Here is a 16,844-nt window from a genome sequence, read left to right as displayed (position 1 = left end):
TGTAGGGTGAGCTAGGAGGTGAGTCCTAGCTCGTAGTTACATTATTTATAGATTCTAATATTTTAAGGTAAAACAGGGTGTTACTTGTATTAACCTAGGATGTGAATAGGTTTTATTTGTTTTTGTTGTCGACCAATACCGCCAGAAGAATAACCACTGCTTTTGCAATCATCTGGTAGTAAGAAGATACGTCTAATAGGTTTAGGGCGTTGTTTAGGAAGCCGATAATCAGAGCACCAATCAATGTGCCCATGATGCGACCACGACCGCCGGCTAAGCTTGTTCCGCCTAGAACTACGGCTGCAATGGCGTCTAATTCATAACCCATACCTGCGGTAGGTTGAGCTGATGACAAACGAGATGCCACGATGATGCCTGCCACTGCTGCTAGCAGACCACAGATTGCGTAAACGCCGATTTTTACTTTGTCTACGTCGATGCCTGATAGGCGAGTTGCTGATTCGTTGCCACCCAGAGCGTAAACGTAGCGACCAAAGCGTGTGTGGTTCAGTAGGTACCATACCGCTGCGAATACCACGACCATGATCCATACTGGAACTGGGATGCCCATTGCGTAGCCTGTACCGAACCAAGCGAATGCGTCTGCTGTGTCAGTAAAACCAGTCGAGATAGGACGACCGTCGGTGTAAACCATGGTGACGCCGCGTAAAAGAGTCATAGTTACAAGCGTTGCGATGAAGGCTTGAACCTTACCCTTGGCGATAATCACACCACTGATAGCACCTAATGCTGCACCTGCTACAAGAGCGGTTGGCACGGCGATCATCACTGGGATTTCCATGCCAATCATGCTGGCTGCGAATGCACCACAAAGTGCCAGTACAGAGCCAACACTCAAGTCGATACCCGCGGTTAAGATAACCAGCGTCATACCTACTGCGATAATTGCGTTAACCGAGGTTTGGCGCAGAATGTTTAGGATGTTGTCGACAGTAAAGAAGTTCGGGTTTAAGAAAGAAACGACAACAATCAGGAAGATCAAAGCAATCAATGACTTTTGATCAATCAGCCACTCTTTGCTGATTAACGGTTTTTTATTTGGAGCTTCAGTTGTTTTGCTCATGGTTTTAGTACTCATGCTGCGTCCTCGTTGATCTTTTTACCGACCGCACACGCCAGTAATAATTCTTGGTTTGCTTCTTTAGCATCAAATTCACCGCTTACACGGCCTTCATGCATCACCATGATGCGGTCACTCATTCCTAATACTTCTGGCATTTCAGATGAGACTAAGATGATGCTCATGCCGTCGGCTTTAAATTTATTAATGAGTTGGTAAATCTCTTTTTTAGCACCGACATCGACACCACGCGTTGGCTCATCGAGAATCAGTACTTTTGGTTTGGTCATCAAGCCCTTAGCGATAGCCACTTTCTGTTGGTTACCACCAGAAAGGTTGCCAATAATCTGTTCGCGAGTCGGGGTTTTGATGTTGAATAGCTTGATGAAGTCATCTACTGCAATCACTTCGTCTTTATGTTGGATTTGACCGCTCTTTGTTAGTAGGTCAAGTGAACATAACGACATGTTTTCTTTAACAGAAAGCCCTAGAACTAAGCCATCGCCTTTACGGTCTTCAGAGATGTAAGCAATGCCATTCGCTAGGCCGTCTTTCGGGCTTACCGGGTTGATGGTTTTGTTTTCTAGGTTGATGACGCCGCGTTCACTTGGAAGGGCACCGTAAATCACTTTCATCAGCTCGGTACGACCTGCGCCCATTAGGCCAGATACACCCAGGATTTCACCGCGTTTTAGCGTAAAGCTTACATCGTGAACACCAGAACCCGTCAGGCCAATCACTTCAAGGCAAGTCTCACCGTGGCTCTGGCCGATACGTGGATATTGCTCGTCCAGCTTACGGCCAACCATCATTTCGATTAGGCCATCTTCGTCGGTGTCTTTTACTTCACACTGACCAATGAACTTACCGTCACGAAGCACGGTGATGTCATCACAAACCTCGAAGATCTCTTTCAAACGGTGAGAGATGTAAACAATGCCACAGCCTTCATCGCGCAGTTCGTTAATCACCTTAAACAGAGATTCAGTTTCGGTATCGGTTAGCGCATCGGTTGGTTCATCCATGATGATGACCTTAGATTCAAACGATAGTGCTTTCGCGATCTCTACCATTTGCTGCTCACCAAGGCTCAACTGACCTAAAGGTGTTTTCGAGCTGTGTTTCACATTAAGGCGTTTAAGTAGCTTGTCTGCTTCTTGGTACATCTCGTTCCACAAGATGCGACCCATGGTGCCCGTGATTTCACGACCTAAGAAGATGTTCTCGGCGATGGTTAACTCAGGAATTAGGTTCAGTTCTTGGTGAATGATACTAATGCCTGCTTGCTGAGAGTCACGCGGTCCTTTAAATGCAGCAGGTTTTCCTTGGTAGGCGATAGTGCCGCCGTCCAAGTGGTAGATACCTGTAAGCACTTTCATAAGCGTTGATTTACCCGCACCGTTTTCACCCATTAACGCCATTACGCGTCCTGGGTAAACGTTGAGGCTTGCCTTATCCAGTGCTTTAACACCAGGGAAGGCTTTCTCAATTGAGCTAAGTTCTAAAATGGCTTGAGTCATGTCGGTTCCTTTACTCGGGGCCAGTTGTATTTGATTGTTCTGTCTATGTATTGTTTTGGTTCAGTGATAACACTGAGCTGTCGCTGCATTTTGCTTGAGCTAAAAGGTTACGCCAGCTTGGAAAATAACATTTGCGTATGGTGTGCATTCACCAGTGCGAATCACAGCGCGGCTTTCATGCGTACGCTGTTTGAATTCTTCATGAGTGATGTAAGTAATCGAAAGCGATTTGCCACAACGTGCTTCTTCTGTCTTGATTAAATCAATCAGTGCTGCGTGGTGTTCTGGGCTTACTTTCGCAAACTCTTCTGCAATCACAACACCTTCGATTTGAGATTCATCTAGCATGGTTTTTACCGTTTGCTGAAAGCTTGGGACACCGTGAGTCAAAGCAAGATCAATACGAGTTACGTGGTCTGGAATCGGCAGGCCCGCGTCACAAATCGTGATTTCGTCTGTGTGGCCAAGAGTCGCCACTAGGTAAGAGAGTTCAGAGTTTATTAGAGTACTTTTTTTCATATCACGACCTATCGAAAAATAACGCTTGATGGGTTGAGAACAACTCAAGAAAAGCCATCGAAACGTTTCGATAGTGATAATAGTGTCTGATTTATCATTTGCACGTTTGATTGTTTTAGAGTGTGATAATGATCATCGAAACGTTTCGATGGGGCGTTTTTTGGTGATCTTAGTCACCGCCATTGATTGCATAAATCCTTTATGTGGGTTCAATCGATAGCGCATATCCAAACTTACTGATGGTAATGATCTGGACGTTGGGTGCTCTTAATCGCGCGAAGACATTGCGTAGGTTATAGACGACGTTAGCAAGAACATGCGGTGACGAGAGTTGCCCGTCCCAACACACATCAACAATATGCTCTCTTGAAATCGGTCTTCCCACATTTTCCAATAATAAGCAGAGCACTGCTAATAGGTGAGGGCGCAAAGTGATTTTGTTTCCTTGTTGATTGGTAATTGTTCGAGCGTCGATATCAATGATTAAGCCGTTGAAGTCTATTGTGTGGTTCATCGTGTTTTCTGTTCGTCTTATTCTGAATTGTGGAGATTGATTAGGTAGTTCGTTAGGTGTGTTAGTAATTCAAAGCGCGCGGGTTATGCGAAATAACACCACTCTTGAAAGTAAGCGTTCGTAAGTCTTCGCGAATAAAATCTAAATATGGGACGGTTTGAAAATTGAGGGGAAGGTTTTATCTAGAAAAGGCGTATTTTTATTTCTTTATTATTCAGTTGTTTGTTTAGTTATTACTGATTGTGTTGTTTGAAATGACAAAGTGATTACATTTTTATTTATTTTTTTGTTTTCTGTGAGCTTAACCTGCTTGCGAATTCGACGGGGTGTCGGATAACTCTAACAAGATTGTGCAGCACAGGAAGGCGGAACAATCTTGATTTGCACTAAGTAAGGTCAAGCAGTAATGAACAACAAATTTATTCTAAGCATCGCGATGATGTCAGCATTTGTAGCAAACAATGTAATGGCAGCAGATAGTGGTTTCTACCTAGGCGGCGCAATCGGTACAACTGGTATTGATGATGGTGGGCTTTATAAGGACTCTTTCATTCCAATTACTGTTGATGCAGAAGACGAGACATATAAGATAATTGCTGGATACCAATTTAATCGCATCGTCGCGTTAGAAGCGCAATATACGAATTATGGCGACGTTGTTGCGAAAAATGCATTAAACCAATCTACTTACACTTGGTCTCCGACTGCATTTTCGATCAGTGCTAATCTAGGTTACACGTTTGACAATGGAATTCGCCCTTTTGGCATCATCGGTTTGTCGACGATTGATTTAGACCAGTCGCTGCCGGTGCTTGATGACGATAGTGGTGAGGGTATTCGCTATGGTTTCGGAGTGGAGTACACCCCTAAACAGGCTAATAACGTCAGCTTTAGGTTAGGCTATGAAGCGGATGCATTTGTTATTGAGAGCGATTCAGCTTTTGAAAATGATAAAGATCTCGTGATCGATTCATTCTACCTTGGCGCAACTTACAACTTTTAAGTTTCACACTTTGTTGAACGGTAAATCGGTTTCTAAATGGGGCGTCGGTTGGCTCAACCCGTTTAGCTAAAGTGGAAGGCCGCAGTTTTTGACTGCGGCTTTTTTATGTTTAACTCTAGGCTTCACGAATATGAGCGGTGACAGACACGATGGCATGGTCGGTACTGAATTGGTCGTGTTCAAAACTAGGATTAATCAGGTGATGGTCTAACACTGTGTAGCTAGAGATCTCCATCAAGCTTGAAGAGTTCTGACAATCAAACTCGTTCGACATCAAAATGTAGTCCAGTACAGACCCAGAAGCGCCGTAATAATGGGTTGGCTTACGCTGTTCAAGCAAGTCTTCTTCATGTAGTTGATGATAAAGATCCCAGCTGTCTTTCAATCGAAAGTGGGATAGCCAATGCTTGCTGTTTTCGTCTCGGTTGATTGAGTAACTCAACAGCCCTTTAAACTCATCATTAAACAGAGGTTTGTTAAAGTCGCCCATCAACACAACAGGTTGCTCGGTTTGGTAACGTTGGTTGGTGATGTATTGATGCAGCATCTGAGCTTCTAGACCGCGTTGGACACTCGATAGCCAAGAACCAAGCTGTTCTTGATGGAAGCGGGTGAGTGTGTCGCTTTGTGGTTTTTCGCTTTGCAGAGCGTTGTTCGCATCACCAGACTCTACCTTTGGTTCTGTCGGACGTTGTGATTTGAAGTGCACCACATAACAGTCGGTTGAACCTAAATGGGGTAACGTAATCGTCGCGTGAACAGGCGTTCTGTTGAATGAGAATTTGTCGTCAAGGTTGAATGCTGTCAGTAACTTCGAATCTGGCGTAACAGGCTGTACGTTTTCAATCGGGTAACGGGAAGCGATCCCAACGACAGGTGAGGTGTAGAGGTAATCATCTTCAACGTGGGCGCTATCGATCACTGCAAAGTATGGATAACCTAGCTCGTTCATCAATTGCTCTAAAGACTGCGGGCTAAATATCTCTTGGAAGCCAATCACATCGCAATCTAATGAACGAATCGCTTCAGCCATCCAATGTTGCTTCTTCTGCCATTCTTCGAAGCTGTAGATGTTCTCAAAATCATAATAAGCATTCGGTGGCTCGAGATAGTTCAGAAGGTTGAACGTTGCGAATGTTATTTGGTTTGGTTTGTTCAAAGTGTCATTCCATTTAGACCTAGGCTGCAAGGATACTCCAGTAAAAGTATAGTTTGTTGATTATTTAGAGCTTAAATTTCACTTTAGAAGCGAATCAAAGGAAATCTAAGTCGTGGAGGCTTGTGTCATTCAGGCTAGCGCAACCTTGGTGCTTCTGCTTTAACCCGTACTTTCCAACGCCACCAAGCTAATCAACTTATTCAAAGGAACCAAAGGAATCAAAGGAATCAAAGCTAACTGTATCCAATAACTTCGAGCGGTGACGAGTAATTTGTAAATAAACCGTCAGAGATAGAGTGCTGATGGTTTTATTAGTTATTACATGATGTTAGATTTGAACCTATACTTGATTTAACGGCATGCATTCAAAGCCGATAAATCAACTTGAATATAGAATTCATGACATTTGAAGGGAGAGTCAAATGGGAACAGTTTTTCGACGCAAAGCCTCGCAACGCACTCAGTTTTTCAGGTTTAAATTGAAGTCATGTGCAATTATGTTGCCGCTTATTGCTATACAACCCTCCGTTACTTACGCTTCTGAAACCCAATCAACTCCTGCTGTCACCGTTATTGAAACCACACAACTGGTTGGTTTTGGTGAAGCAAAATATCCAACCGATTTTACTCACTTCGATTACGTTAACCCTGATGCGCCAAAGCAGGGTAAAATGACCTATGGCAGCATAGGTACGTACGATAGCTTTAATCGATTCGGTTCCCGTGGCGTTGCTGCAAGTTATACCGGAGAGATTTACGATACCTTGATGTTTTCTCCGAGCGACGAGATTGATGCGTACTATCCATTGATTGCTTCAAAGGTTCGCTACGCCAGTGATTTCACTTGGATGGAAATCGACATCAACCCAAATGCTAAATTCCAAGATGGCGAGCCTATCACCGCGCATGATGTTGCCTTTACTTTTGACAAGTTCTCAACCGAGGGCGTGCCTCAGTACCGTGTGTATTACAAAGAGATTAAGTCAGTAAAAGCGGTCTCTGATTTGGTTGTTCGTATTGAAATGAACAGTCCAAACCGCGAAAAACTGTTCAGCTTTGCGCAAAGCACTCGTGTATTACCGAAACATTTCTGGAAAGACAGAAAGCTGTCTGAACCTCTAAGCGAGCCACCAGTCGGTAGTGGTCCTTATAAGATCATCAGCTACAAATCAGGCCAAAGTGTTACCTATGGTCTAGATGAAAACTATTGGGCAGCAGACCTACCAGTTAACGTTGGCCGAAATAACTTCAAGCAAGTGCAATACGATTACTACCGTGACGACACGGTAATGTTGGAAGCCTTCAAAGCAGGGGAGTTCGATCTTCGAACCGAGAACTCGGCTAAGTTCTGGGCCAACTCTTATACGGGCGCGAACTTCGATAAAGGCTACATCATTAAAGAAGAGATTAACCACGAGAAGCCTGAAACGACTCAAGGTTTCGTCTTCAACATTCAATCTCCTGTGTTCTCTGATCCTAAAGTGCGTGAAGCGTTAACCTACGCGATGGACTTTGAGTGGATGAACAAGAACATGTTCTATGGTCAGTACAAACGTACTCGCAGTTACTTCCAAAACACAGACTATGAAGCGAAAGGTTTACCAAGCGAAGCTGAAATCGAGTTGTTGTCTCAATACAAAGATCAAATTCCACCGCGAGTTTTCACCGAAGAATTCCAACCACCCGTCACCGATGGTAGCGGTCGTATTCGTAGCCAGATGCGCACGGCTTTCAAACTATTGAAAGAGGCGGGTTGGGTGCTGAAAGACAAAGTAATGACCAACGAAAAGACGGGCAAGCCGATGTCATTTGAGTTGCTGATTTACAGCCCAACCACGGAACGTATTGCAACGCCGGTTCAAAAGAACCTTAAGCGCATGGGTATCGAGATGAAGATCCGTACCATCGATACCACTCAGTACATCAAGCGCTTACGTGATCGTGATTTCGATATGGTTTCGTCGTCATTTTCCGCAAACCCTTATCCTAGCCCGAACTTAATGATCGTTTGGAACTCTAACTACATTGATTCTACTTACAATACTGCAGGTGTTATCGACCCAGTGGTTGACGCGTTAACAGAAGAAATTGCGCGTAACCAACAGCATCCTGAAAAGCTTCTTACTCTAGGTCGTTCACTAGACCGTGTATTGCAGTGGAATTTCTACAACATCCCGCAATGGCACGTTGGCGAATATCGCGTAGCAATGTGGGACAAGTTTGAGCGTCCAGATGTATTGCCTAAATACGATTTAGGTATCGATACATGGTGGATTTCAGAAGAGAAGGCGGCATTGCTTCCTGAAAAACGTCGCTAGGAGTTAGTTAGCATGGCCGCGTATATATTTCGACGTTTATTGTTGGTGATCCCCACGCTGTGGGCGATCATCACCATCAACTTTTTCATCATCCAGATTGCCCCTGGAGGTCCGGTAGAGCAAGCCGTTGCTCAATTAGAAGGGCATAACTCTGGCATCATGGAGCGCTTTTCTGGTGGTGGACAAGAAGTTGATTTAAGCGAAAGTGACCAAGCGTCTGCCAGTGGCTATAAAGGCTCTCGTGGGCTTGATCCTGAAGTGGTTGAAGAGATCAAAAAGCAGTTTGGTTTTGATAAGCCGATTCACATTCGCTACTTCGACATGTTGAAAAACTACGCGACCTTTAACTTCGGTGAAAGCCTGTTTAAGGGAGGCAACGTTATTGATCTCATCATCGAGCGGCTGCCTGTTTCCATCTCCTTAGGGTTATGGAGTACCTTAATCATCTATGTGATTTCGATACCTTTAGGCATCATGAAGGCGATACATCACGGTTCTCGCTTCGATATTTGGTCAAGTGCGGTGGTGATTGTTGGCTATGCCGTTCCAGGTTTCTTGTTTGCGATTATCCTGATTATTTTGTTTGCGAGTGGTAACTACTTCAGTTGGTTCCCATTGCGTGGGTTAGTGTCGAGTAACTTCGACCAGCTCAATTGGTATCAGCAAATTGGCGACTATTTCTGGCACTTAGCTTTGCCTATTTTTGCCATGGTCATCGGTGGCTTTGCCACACTGAGCATGCTGACCAAAAACTCCTTCCTTGATGAAATTAATAAGCAATATGTAGTGACCGCGCGAGCGAAAGGTTTGGACGAGAGCAGCATTCTCTACAAGCACGTTTTCCGTAACGCGATGTTGATCATTATTGCCGGTTTCCCGAGTGCATTTATTAGTATTTTCTTCACGGGTTCTATGTTGATTGAAGTGATGTTTTCACTCGAAGGCATCGGTCTACTTGGTTTTGAGTCGACCATTCAGCGAGATTACCCAGTGGTGTTCAGCTCTCTCTATATTATGACCTTGCTTGGCTTGGTGCTGAGCATTATCTCCGACCTGACGTATACCTGGGTTGATCCTCGAATTGATTTTGAAGCGCGTTAATGGCGAATGAATAAAAAGGTATTGATAATAAATGTTTAACAACCCTTTAGCTGAAGCTCGTTGGTTACGTTTTAAAGCAAACAAGCGTGGTTTTATCTCCCTTTGGATATTCACCATTCTGTTTGGATTGAGCCTGTTCGCTGAGATCATCGCCAACGATAAGCCACTTTTAGTTTCTTATGATAATCAGTGGTTTGTACCTGTCATTAATGAGTATGCCGAGACCGAATTTGGCGGCGAGTTTGAAACCGAAGCCGACTACAAAGACCCGTATGTTATCGAGCTCATTGAAGACAATGGTTACATCGTGTGGCCAATCATTCCGTTTAGCTACGACACGATAAACTTTGATATTTCAGGCGCGGTGCCTTCGGAGCCTGATTCAGTGAACTGGCTAGGAACCGATGATAAAGGGCGAGATGTATTAGCTCGCATCATTTATGGGTTCCGTATTTCTGTCTTATTTGGCTTTATTCTGACGATTGTATCGAGCGTAATCGGTGTCGTGGTTGGGGCGACACAAGGTTACTACGGTGGTTGGGTGGATCTGTTTGGTCAGCGCTTCATTGAAGTTTGGTCAGGGATGCCGACCCTGTTCTTACTGATCATTCTATCGAGTTTTATCGAGCCGAACTTCTGGTGGTTGCTCGGGATTATGGTGCTGTTCAGTTGGATGAGTTTGGTGGGGATTGTGCGAGCCGAATTCTTACGCTGTCGTAATTTTGATTACGTTCGTGCCGCCCAAGCCATGGGTGTTGACGATAAACGCATTATGCTTCGTCACATGCTACCGAACGCGATGGTGGCTTCATTAACCATGATGCCGTTTATCCTTTCAGGTTCGGTCACTACGTTAACCTCATTAGATTTCTTAGGCTTTGGTCTTCCTGCGGGTTCGCCTTCATTGGGTGAACTATTGGCGCAAGGTAAAGCTAACTTACAAGCGCCTTGGCTTGGCATTTCGGCCTTCGTCGTGCTTTCTCTGATGCTTACGTTACTGGTCTTCGTTGGTGAAGCGGTGCGTGATGCTTTCGACCCACATCAACAGAAGTAAGGATAGGTTATGACTTCAAATACAACGCCTGCTTCTCCAGTTTTGACCATAGATAAACTGTCGGTCGGTTTCGGGCGAAAAGATTCGATAGAACAAGTGACTCACGATGTCTCGTTGGAGATATTCAAAGGTGAGACACTCGCGCTGGTAGGAGAGAGTGGTTCAGGCAAATCGGTTACCGCTAATTCAGTGTTAAAACTGCTGCCTAAAGGCTCGTCGCATTACTTAAACGGTAAGATTAACTTCTCTGGCACCGATATTCTGAGTTGTTCAGAAAGACAACTACGCGGGATTCGTGGTGGTCGTATTGGCATGATCTTCCAAGAACCCATGGTGTCGCTTAATCCGCTTCATCGAGTTGGAAAACAGCTTGTTGAAACCCTCGCGATTCACCGAGGTATGCGAACCAACAAAGCGCAAGCCTTGGCGATAGAGTGGCTTTCAAAGGTGGGTATTCGCTACCCCGAGCAAAAGATTTCAGCGTACCCACATGAGCTATCAGGTGGTGAACGTCAACGTGTGATGATTGCAATGGCACTCATCAATGAACCAGAGTTACTGATCGCTGACGAGCCGACAACGGCTTTGGATGTGTCGGTACAAGCGCAGATCCTCGACCTTCTAAAAGACCTGCAGCAAGAATTCGGTATGGCGATGCTTTTCATTACTCATGACTTAAGTATCGTTCGTAAGATTGCCGACAGAGTAGCGGTAATGAAAGATGGTCGCTTGGTTGAAAGTAACGACTGTCATACCCTGTTTAATGCGCCTGCTCACCCTTATACGCAAAAGCTTATCAACTCTGACCCGAAAGGCTTGCCCGTTCCTGTGTCACCCGAAAGCAAACCGCTACTCGATGTAAATCAACTTCGTGTTTGGTTCCCGATCACGGGCGGTTTATTCAAGCGAACCATTTCTCATGTCAAAGCCGTAACCGACATGGAGTTCACTTTGAAGAAAGGGCACTCAATCGGTTTAGTTGGCGAAAGTGGTTCTGGTAAATCGACGACTGGTATGGCGATACTTAAGCTGGTGGATAGTGAAGGGTCAATTACCTACTCGAGTGAACAGCTTCAAGGTTTAGATCGAAAACAGATGCTTCCGTTTAGAAGCCGCATGCAAGTGGTCTTCCAAGACCCGTTTTCTGCGCTAAACCCGAGAATGTCGGTCGCTCAGGTGATTGGCGAAGGTTTGTTAGTGCATCAACAATTGGATGAGCACGAACTCGACCAACGCATCTGTGACGTAATGAAAGAGGTTGACCTCGATCCTGAAACTCGTCACCGTTACCCAAATGAGTTTTCTGGCGGTCAAAGGCAGCGAATTGCGATTGCTCGTGCTTTGATCCTTAAGCCAGAGTTTATCTTGCTCGATGAACCAACATCGTCACTCGACAGAACCGTTCAAGCGCAAGTACTGGATTTGCTGAAGTCACTTCAAGAAAAGTATGGCCTGACTTACCTATTTATTAGTCATGACCTTAACGTGGTGAAGTCTCTCTGTCATTACACGATAGTGATGAAAGCGGGAGAGGTGATAGAGAAAGGTGACACAGAGACTTTGTTTGGCAATCCGCAGCATGAATACACTAAACAATTGGTGTCTTTATCTGAGGTTGGCACGCCTTAATCGATGAATTTCGATTCAATGTGAAAATCCAAAAAAGAGCCTGATCACTGATGATCAGGCTCTTTTTATTTAGAGCGTATTAGTATTTGCGTGGTACTAGAAAACGATATTCGTTCTTAGGCCAAACAGCGCGACTTTGCTTTGAGTGCTAACTGCGGGTGTTACGTATTGCGCGTCCGCGGTAAAGGTTAACCATGGCGTTGCTTGGAACGCGTAGTAGATCTCAAAACCTTGCTCGTCTTTTAATTCTGCTCCGAGTGGGAGATCGCTAATGCTGTTTTGTAACGCATTAGACAAGTTGTAGTAATAGTAGCCCGCACCCCATTGATCTTGAGGTCTGTCGAAGAAGAAAGCGTTGCCTCCAAGGCCGCCAACAAACGTTCCGTCTATGATATTTGGATTACCGTCTGCCGCTGCTGCTCTTAGATAGACGGCGATAGTATCGTCATTGTTCTCGTAGATATTGTGTGTTGCTTGAGCTCGAATGTTGTACTTATATTTTGCGGTCTCACCCAAAGAAGAGTAATCCACTCCTTCTTCAGTGCTATATGTACCAGACATACCAAACGTAGAACTTCTATCGAACAGTTTGAATGAGTGAGTTGCACCTAATGAAAAGTTCACGCCATCATCAAACCAATCATTGAATCCTAAGTTGTCAGCATATCGATCTCTTGGATCATAAATCATCGCCGTGATTCGTGTATCGCCGATGGTGTGGTTCAGGATGCCGCCAATAAATGATGGGGGAGTCACACCACTTGGTGGAGCTGAGAAAGCAATGTTCATGAATCCATGACGAGTTGCACCACCGTAGAATGGCGCATTTCGTAGTAGCTCAAACGCGTCGATCTTGCCAAAAAGTAGGTTGGTGTTGTCATCAAACTTGTGTGTGTAATACAAGGATGAGAAGAAAGGGCTACTGCTGTCTGCGTAATGGGCTGAATTAGGTACTGACAAACTGGAGAAGCCAAAGTCGTTCGCATCTCCGTTTAGATAGATCAACTGGGTGCGAAAGGTGCCGTTTTTCCATAGGCCAGCATTTTCAGTATCAAGCCCAGCCAATAAATCAAAACGGTGCGTGAATTCATTTGAATTTGATGGTGAGCCAGAAACCGCTGATTGGTAAACGTTGGTGTATTCAGCATCGAGCGAGAGTCCGCTGTCTTTAATGCGACTGCGTTCACCTCCCCAATCACCGGTTAATGTATCTGAGTATGGCTGGCTTGCATTAGCTAAAGACGATAAAAAGAGTGGAGCTAAACAAAAGGGTAATGATAAATATTTCATAATTAAATCTTATTGTTAGAACGTAATCTGGCTAGGCGCATTGAGATAGATAAGCAGGATTGTTCAGCATGTTGGCCGCTCGTGAATGGCGTTGATGTTTAAACAGTGCATTCAAAGCATCAAACGCTTCGGAAATGGATAGGTAACCTTGCTGGTAAGCGAAAGACACCGAACTTGCTTTACCGTCGTTGAGGTCATGTCTTGAGATCGCAATGCCATGGTTTTGCGCGAGTAAGAACAATGCATCAGCGTTAAGAGGCTGAGAGTCCACGTTCTGCTGGTGGCGCAACTTGTTGACGAGTGAGTGAATACGCTCGATACACTGGCTAAGTTGGTGATAGCGAGAGGTGTTGACCGTTGTCGCAATATGCTGGCAAACCTTTACCAATGCCTCCATTTGATCTGTTTTCGCTGAAGACGAAATCATCTTTTCAATAACTGCATTTAGCTCGGCAAGATATTGCGTTCTAAGCTGGGGTAATACCGTCACTTCATCATCCTTAATGTATCCGCGTAGCTCCTTGCCAAGTGACTCTAGATAACCCATATCTAATTCCCAAATGGTAGACATAGTATTGACCTGAGTTGTAATTGACTGGGTCATGTTATCGATTTTGGTGATGGTAAAACTAATTTTGAAGTTTTTATGTTTTAATTAAGTTGTTGTATTTAATGAATTTTCATTGTATTTCATCTGCTTGATAGACGTTTCAATACCTGTGTCATTAAAGGAGAACAAAAGAGAATATTGGTGGATGGAGAATGGTGCAGTTACGGTGGTAAACAGCGTAATTAAATCAGATTTGTGTAGCTCTCATGAGGCAAGATGAGATGCTACGAAAAGAGGTTAGCCAGTTAAAATGAGGAGGTGTGTACTCGACCGGACATAGAGGAAAGGTGACCAATGATCTACGCATTTTGACGAGTTATCTGTGATGCAAAAGTCTTTGCCTCTGAAAGGATCTAATAAGGTGGCACTGTTGATGAGGAGTTGTGGGGGACTTTATCTTTCCCTGCCAACAGCCAAGCATGACGCACACACTTGTTCATGTAATGAGTTCAATTCGCTAGAGCCGTATTTATGAAGCCGCATCTTTTGAGCTATGTTCTGGCTAATAGGTTGCGCCACCAAACGGCAAACGTTCTCGATGATCTGCTAAGTCTAAGTCTAAGTCTAAGTCTAAGTCTAAGTCTCGGGACATTTGGTTGTGATGTGGAAAGCAGTGAGATAGGGGATTGAAGGTGTGAGAGCGTGTCGGATTGAGTTTGAGATCTTTGTATAGAGATAACTGAATATAGGGGGTCTGTATCGCGGAATCGGTAAACATGTACCATAAAAAGAAAAAGTGATAGCGGACGCTGAGGTCACACTATCACTTTTTGAGAACGATGAAGGTCAAGCTATTGAGATGCTTTCGCTCAGCTTAGAGCAATGTTCATCGTTATTGCGCTTACGTTATTGTTGTTGAATCGCCGTAAGAGCATGTTGGAAGTACAAGCTTGTCGCACACACATCGTGGTCATGATCATGATGGTGGTGATGACCGTGAGCGTTGTGGTATCTGTTGATTACATTCACAACTTTCATATTTTGCTCAGTCATGGCTAAACCAGAGTTACTGTTTTTTACAGGAGCAGGGATACCTTGGTAAATCGTTGCTTCAACTTTTATCTTGTTGATGTCTTCAGGTTTTATCGTGTATGGGTTGTCGTCGAGTACCGTAAAGTTAGCGGTTTTACCGATATCAATGGTACCCACTTCATTTTCTAGACGTGCTGTGTATGCTGCATCAATCGTGATTGCGCGCATTGCTTCATCAACCGTGATGCGCTCTTGAGGTCCCATTACCGTTTTGCCAGACAGACCGATTCTGTTTACAGCAGCCCAAACTAACCCTAGTGGTTGCGCTGGTGCCATTGGTGAATCTGAGTGCAATGATAAAATACCACCCGCATCGATGAATGAACGTCCACGCGCCATCACTTCTGCACGCTCTTGACCGATACCTTGTTCAGAGTAAAGCTCAGCCAGAATATGTGTGTAGTAAGGGTTTACACTAAAGTTTGCGCCAAGTTCAACGGCTTTAGGGATGTCGTCTTTATCGGTAATACCTAGGTGATGGAAGCTGGTTCTGTGATCGTCTCTGCTTTTTTCTTTGTTGAGCTTGTCGACAATGTTCAATGCAGTCTCAAAGCCTAGATCACCATTGGCATGGATAACAATCGTGTAGTCGTCTTCCCAGTAGGGGCGCATACTTGCTTCAAGATCTTTAGGCTCTTGCAACCATTCACCTGAGTGACCATCGGTGTAACCATCTTTAAGTTGCATTAACTGGCTGTACATTGCGCCGTCTGAGAACAACTTAACGAATTTAGGTAGCCATTTGATCTGTTCGCCTTGATAAGACGGGTGCTGAGTCAAACCTTCGGCAATCGCTTTACCTTTGGCAGGGTCGTTTTCTGCCATCATGTAGGTAAAGTTACCAGCTGGCATTAACCAGTAATCCATTGGGAAGTTACCGTCTTCAAGAATGTCGACTACTTGCTCGAACATCTCAGGTGTTGCAACAACACCTGGGTCAATCGCGGTAGTAATACCACCAGAGTGGATGTAATCTTTGGTTCGCTCCATCCCCGTTGCAAAAATGCCGCTATTTACCCAGAACCCCATTACATCATTGAGAAGGATTTTAGCTCCAGCTTCATAAGCATGGCCTCGTTCCCAGTCTAGCTGATCGTAGTTATAGCCTTCGCCAGTCCAGTCTTCTTCAGACCAACCTAGCATTTCCATCGCTGCATCGTTGAAGAACAATTCGTGGAAGCTACGATGCCAAATGATAATTGGTCGGTCTTCAGAAATGTTATTCAGCAACTCGCGGCTCATTTCATTGCCGTGGAAATAGTGATGGTAGCCCCAGCTTACCAATGGTTCGCCTTCTGCCAGTTCACTTTCTAACTCTGTTAAACGGGCTAAGTAGTTATCATGGCCTATTACGCCTTCAACGTTACCCCAAGGTAAATCCCAATCAGCAGGAGTAATAAAGTCTGTGCCGATCAATAACGCCATCAGCCAAAGGTGAACGTGAGGTTCAACAAAGCCCGGTGTAAGAACGCGATCTTCAAATGATTTATCAATCGTAAAACCATCTTTAGATTGGTACTTAGTGGTGAGCGTTTTTTGATCGCCAAGGTCGAGTATTTTACCGTCTTGGACTGCGATAGCGTCTACGTTGCTATGATCGTGATCTGAAAGAGTAATGATGTCGTTCGATACATAGAGCGTGATAGGGCTAGTAGAGGTTTCGGCGAAAGCAGGTGTGGCGACTAGGCCAGCAATAACCGTTGAGAGAAGTAGCTTTTTCATAATGGATCCTATTGCTCTCAACTAACGGCCTTGTTCTATGAGAGGATTAAGTCGACCATCGCGCTTTGGAAAATCAATCTTCCTGTGAGCGCTTAGAAAGTCAGTTCTTTCTTTGTATTCACGGATAAGTGATAAGAAAAGAGAGGCGGTAAACCCATAATTAGCAATGCGTAACTCTGTTCAAATAAGTGTGTATAGCTAACTTCTGGGCTTACTGCCAATACATAGAGAAGCGAATTTTATCGTTCAAATACAGAGTGAAAACTCTCTTCGCCTCACATTTGTGGCTAAT

The 16,844-nt window shown here is 44.5% G+C and carries 13 protein-coding genes; 5 read left to right on the top strand and 8 right to left on the bottom strand.

The genetic code is table 11. The annotated features are described in order from the left end of the window. Positions 1–112: 112 nt before the first annotated feature. From rbsC to MSG36_RS07400, 4 genes are all read right to left on the bottom strand, one after another. The gene (gene rbsC / locus MSG36_RS07415) at positions 113–1,099 is read right to left on the bottom strand and encodes a ribose ABC transporter permease (RefSeq protein WP_048610991.1); all 987 of its coding nucleotides are present in this window, start codon (positions 1,097–1,099) and stop codon (positions 113–115) included. Continuing rightward, complete coding sequence (gene rbsA / locus MSG36_RS07410) at positions 1,096–2,601, bottom strand: ribose ABC transporter ATP-binding protein RbsA (RefSeq protein ID WP_248367002.1); 1,506 nt, start codon at positions 2,599–2,601, stop codon at positions 1,096–1,098. The genes rbsC and rbsA overlap by 4 nt, the downstream gene beginning before the upstream one ends. A 99-nt stretch (positions 2,602–2,700) precedes the next feature. Next, positions 2,701–3,120 (bottom strand): D-ribose pyranase, encoded by a 420-nt coding sequence (gene rbsD / locus MSG36_RS07405; RefSeq protein WP_017060853.1) that lies wholly within the window; start codon positions 3,118–3,120, stop codon positions 2,701–2,703. Between the two features lie 199 nt (positions 3,121–3,319). Further along, positions 3,320–3,634 carry a winged helix-turn-helix domain-containing protein gene (locus tag MSG36_RS07400; protein WP_248367000.1) on the bottom strand — a complete coding sequence of 105 codons (315 nt, stop codon included), beginning with the start codon at positions 3,632–3,634 and terminating at the stop codon, positions 3,320–3,322. Positions 3,635–4,040: 406 nt separating this feature from the next. Here MSG36_RS07400 and MSG36_RS07395 point away from each other — a divergent pair, with 406 nt between their 5' ends. Continuing rightward, the gene (locus MSG36_RS07395) at positions 4,041–4,637 is read left to right on the top strand and encodes a porin family protein (RefSeq protein WP_248366998.1); all 597 of its coding nucleotides are present in this window, start codon (positions 4,041–4,043) and stop codon (positions 4,635–4,637) included. A 115-nt stretch (positions 4,638–4,752) separates the two neighbouring features. On the opposite strand, the gene MSG36_RS07390 is transcribed toward MSG36_RS07395, so the two are convergent. Next, the gene (locus tag MSG36_RS07390; RefSeq protein ID WP_248366996.1) at positions 4,753–5,796 is read right to left on the bottom strand and encodes an endonuclease/exonuclease/phosphatase family protein; all 1,044 of its coding nucleotides are present in this window, start codon (positions 5,794–5,796) and stop codon (positions 4,753–4,755) included. 422 nt (positions 5,797–6,218) lie between these two features. Between MSG36_RS07390 and MSG36_RS07385 the strand changes: the two genes are divergently transcribed. Genes MSG36_RS07385 through yejF form a run of 4 tightly spaced genes read left to right on the top strand, consistent with a single transcriptional unit; the run spans position 6,219 to position 11,898 of the window. Continuing rightward, entirely contained in the window at positions 6,219–8,114 is a 1,896-nt protein-coding gene (locus tag MSG36_RS07385) for an extracellular solute-binding protein (protein ID WP_248366994.1), read from the top strand. 12 nt (positions 8,115–8,126) lie between these two features. Further along, positions 8,127–9,215, top strand: a complete 1,089-nt coding sequence (locus tag MSG36_RS07380; RefSeq protein WP_248366992.1) for a microcin C ABC transporter permease YejB — start codon at positions 8,127–8,129, stop codon at positions 9,213–9,215. Between the two features lie 31 nt (positions 9,216–9,246). Further along, complete coding sequence (locus MSG36_RS07375; protein WP_017060847.1) at positions 9,247–10,269, top strand: ABC transporter permease; 1,023 nt, start codon at positions 9,247–9,249, stop codon at positions 10,267–10,269. Positions 10,270–10,278: 9 nt separating this feature from the next. Continuing rightward, positions 10,279–11,898, top strand: a complete 1,620-nt coding sequence (yejF, locus tag MSG36_RS07370; RefSeq protein WP_248366990.1) for a microcin C ABC transporter ATP-binding protein YejF — start codon at positions 10,279–10,281, stop codon at positions 11,896–11,898. Between the two features lie 96 nt (positions 11,899–11,994). On the opposite strand, the gene MSG36_RS07365 is transcribed toward yejF, so the two are convergent. From MSG36_RS07365 to MSG36_RS07355, 3 genes are all read right to left on the bottom strand, one after another. Next, the gene (locus MSG36_RS07365; protein WP_248366987.1) at positions 11,995–13,188 is read right to left on the bottom strand and encodes a carbohydrate porin; all 1,194 of its coding nucleotides are present in this window, start codon (positions 13,186–13,188) and stop codon (positions 11,995–11,997) included. Positions 13,189–13,219: 31 nt separating this feature from the next. After that, the gene (locus MSG36_RS07360) at positions 13,220–13,759 is read right to left on the bottom strand and encodes a hypothetical protein (protein WP_248366984.1); all 540 of its coding nucleotides are present in this window, start codon (positions 13,757–13,759) and stop codon (positions 13,220–13,222) included. Positions 13,760–14,644: 885 nt separating this feature from the next. Next, positions 14,645–16,552, bottom strand: coding sequence for an amidohydrolase (locus MSG36_RS07355; protein WP_248366981.1), 1,908 nt, complete (start codon positions 16,550–16,552; stop codon positions 14,645–14,647). Positions 16,553–16,844: the final 292 nt, after the last annotated feature.

The sequence above is a fragment of the Vibrio sp. 1CM8B genome (genome assembly GCF_023161685.1).
GTDB classification, from domain to species: domain Bacteria; phylum Pseudomonadota; class Gammaproteobacteria; order Enterobacterales; family Vibrionaceae; genus Vibrio; species Vibrio coralliirubri.
Note: the sequence above shows the minus strand (reverse complement) of the source record. Positions and strands in the feature narration are given on the sequence as shown.

Bases quoted from the DNA above. Each gene is read 5' to 3' on its own strand.
- MSG36_RS07355 (WP_248366981.1), bottom strand. From the start codon at position 16,552: ATGAAAAAGCTACTTCTCTCAACGGTTATTGCTGGCCTAGTCGCCACA.
- rbsA (WP_248367002.1), bottom strand. From the start codon at position 2,601: ATGACTCAAGCCATTTTAGAACTTAGCTCAATTGAGAAAGCCTTCCCT.
- MSG36_RS07365 (WP_248366987.1), bottom strand. From the start codon at position 13,188: ATGAAATATTTATCATTACCCTTTTGTTTAGCTCCACTCTTTTTATCG.
- MSG36_RS07385 (WP_248366994.1), top strand. From the start codon at position 6,219: ATGGGAACAGTTTTTCGACGCAAAGCCTCGCAACGCACTCAGTTTTTC.
- MSG36_RS07395 (WP_248366998.1), top strand. From the start codon at position 4,041: ATGAACAACAAATTTATTCTAAGCATCGCGATGATGTCAGCATTTGTA.
- rbsD (WP_017060853.1), bottom strand. From the start codon at position 3,120: ATGAAAAAAAGTACTCTAATAAACTCTGAACTCTCTTACCTAGTGGCG.
- MSG36_RS07375 (WP_017060847.1), top strand. From the start codon at position 9,247: ATGTTTAACAACCCTTTAGCTGAAGCTCGTTGGTTACGTTTTAAAGCA.
- MSG36_RS07380 (WP_248366992.1), top strand. From the start codon at position 8,127: ATGGCCGCGTATATATTTCGACGTTTATTGTTGGTGATCCCCACGCTG.
- yejF (WP_248366990.1), top strand. From the start codon at position 10,279: ATGACTTCAAATACAACGCCTGCTTCTCCAGTTTTGACCATAGATAAA.
- MSG36_RS07360 (WP_248366984.1), bottom strand. From the start codon at position 13,759: ATGTCTACCATTTGGGAATTAGATATGGGTTATCTAGAGTCACTTGGC.
- MSG36_RS07400 (WP_248367000.1), bottom strand. From the start codon at position 3,634: ATGAACCACACAATAGACTTCAACGGCTTAATCATTGATATCGACGCT.
- rbsC (WP_048610991.1), bottom strand. From the start codon at position 1,099: ATGAGTACTAAAACCATGAGCAAAACAACTGAAGCTCCAAATAAAAAA.